The following is a 2,500-nucleotide window of genomic DNA, read 5'->3' on the forward strand; positions in this document are numbered from 1 at the left end:
TATATGCGCGTGCTTCAATGCCTGGCGACGCCCTACTCTTCCAGTGCTTGAGCAATAGTACCATCGGCGCAGTCAGGTTTCACGGCCGAGTTCGGGATGGGATCGGGTGGGTCACAGACGCTATGGTCACCAAGCAATGAAGCAGGCGCATATAAGGGGTTTTCAATCGATACCGTGCACGTTTTAAGCATTTTACCTGGAAAATGCGCCAACAGACACATTTTGGGTGAGTGATATTTCTAGCTGGCTTAACAACCGACCATGTTTGAGGCTTCTGTTTCCAGAGCTGTCATTGATGGTGGGACTCTGCGGTTCATTGCTGAACCGTTTAAGCGCGAATAGGACAATTAGTATCGGTTAGCTCCATGCGTTACCGCACTTCCACATCCGATCTATCAACGTGGTGGTCTTCCACGGTCCTAAGAAATCTTATCTTGAGGGAGGCTTCCCGCTTAGATGCTTTCAGCGGTTATCCCGTCCATACATAGCTACCCTGCTGCGCCACTGGCGTGACGACAGGTACACCAGAGGTATGTTCAACCCGGTCCTCTCGTACTAGGGTCAACTCCTCTCAAATTTCGACGCCCACGGCAGATAGGGACCAAACTGTCTCGCGACGTTCTGAACCCAGCTCACGTACCACTTTAATTGGCGAACAGCCAAACCCTTGGGACCTGCTCCAGCCCCAGGATGTGATGAGCCGACATCGAGGTGCCAAACGATTCCGTCGATATGAGCTCTTGGGAATCATCAGCCTGTTATCCCCGGCGTACCTTTTATCCGTTGAGCGATGGCCCTTCCACGAGGGACCACCGGATCACTATGACCGACTTTCGTCTCTGCTCGACTTGTCAGTCTCGCAGTCAGGCGGGCTTATGCCATTGCACTCTAACAGACGGTTTCCAACCGTCCTGAGCCCACCATCGCGCGCCTCCGTTACTCTTTAGGAGGCGACCGCCCCAGTCAAACTACCCACCACAGAGGGTCCCTGCACCGGATAACGGTGCGAGGTTAGACATCAGAAAACAGCAGGGTGGTATTTCACCTATGGCTCCACATCAACTGGCGTCAATGCTTCAAAGCCTCCCACCTATGCTACACAGCTCTTTCCTAATGCCACTCTGAAGTTGCAGTAAAGGTGCACGGGGTCTTTCCGTCTAACCGCGGGTACTCCGCATCTTCACGGAGAATTCAATTTCGCTGAGCATATCCTGGAGACAGTGGGGAAGTCGTTACGCCATTCGTGCAGGTCGGAACTTACCCGACAAGGAATTTCGCTACCTTAGGACCGTTATAGTTACGGCCGCCGTTTACCTGGGCTTCAATTCAGTGCTTGCACACCTCCTCTTAACCTTCAGGCACCGGGCAGGCGTCAGGCCCTATACGTCGTCTTGAAGCCGACTTAGCAGAGCCCTGTGTTTTTGCTAAACAGTCGCTACCCCCTGGCCTGTGCCCCCCACAAGAGCTTGCGCTTATGTGGGGCCTCCTTCTTCCGAAGGTACGGAGGCAATTTGCCGAGTTCCTTCAGGATACTTCTCTCAAACGCCTTGGTATACTCTACCATTCCACCTGTGTCGGTTTAGGGTACGGTCTATACGGAGGGGCTATTTCCTGGGACGATTTCCCAGCCAGGAGCAATCCAATAAGCCCTGACCAGTTACACCATCCGTCACACACCTCCAGGCCCACGAATATTAACGTGGTTCCCATCGACTACCCCCTTCGGGCTCGTCTTAGGGGCCGGCTTACCCTGCTCAGATTAGCTTTAAGCAGGAACCCTTGGAATTTCGGCGACAGTGCATCTCACACTGTTAATCGCTACTCATGTCTGCATTCGCACTTCCGATACCTCCACGACCCATTACCAGATCGCTTCAACGGCCTACGGAACGCTCCGCTACCGCGTGCAGTAAACTGCACACCCTAAGCTTCGGTGCATCACTTTAGCCCCGTTACATCTTCGCCGCAGGATCTCTTGTTTAGACCAGTGAGCTGTTACGCTTTCTTTAAAGGATGGCTGCTTCTAAGCCAACCTCCTGGTTGTTTTGGAAATCCCACATGCTTTCCCACTTAGTGATGACTTGGGGACCTTAGCTGTAGGTTAGGGCTGTTTCCCTTTTGACGACGGACCTTAGCACCCGCCGTCTGTCTGCCGAACTAGACTCGTTGGTATTCGGAGTTTGGTTAGTGTTGGTAGATCTCGCGACCCCCGCAACCATCCAGTGCTCTACCCCCAACGGCAATCATTCGACGCTCTACCTCAATAGATTTCGCGGAGAACCAGCTATTTCCCGGCTTGATTGGCCTTTCACCCCTAAGCACAACTCATCCGACAATTTTTCAACATTGAACGGTTCGGTCCTCCAGTGCGTGTTACCGCACCTTCAACCTGGTCATGCATAGATCGCCGGGTTTCGGGTCTAATGCATCAAACTCTGTCGCCCTATTCAGACTCGCTTTCGCTGCGCCTACACCTAACGGCTTAAGCTTGCTTGATACA

The 2,500-nt window shown here is 52.9% G+C and carries 2 rRNA genes (1 of these 2 cut by a window edge); both read right to left on the reverse strand.

Features of this window, described 5'->3' with window-relative positions:
* Positions 1 to 19: 19 nt before the first annotated feature.
* Positions 20 to 134, reverse strand: a 5S ribosomal RNA gene (rrf, locus tag D0Z70_RS24020).
* Positions 135 to 328: 194 nt separating this feature from the next.
* A 23S ribosomal RNA gene (locus D0Z70_RS24025) occupies positions 329 to 2,500 on the reverse strand (it continues 623 nt past the right edge of the window).

The sequence above is a fragment of the Sphingobium terrigena genome, from assembly GCF_003591655.1.
GTDB classification, from domain to species: domain Bacteria; phylum Pseudomonadota; class Alphaproteobacteria; order Sphingomonadales; family Sphingomonadaceae; genus Sphingobium; species Sphingobium terrigena.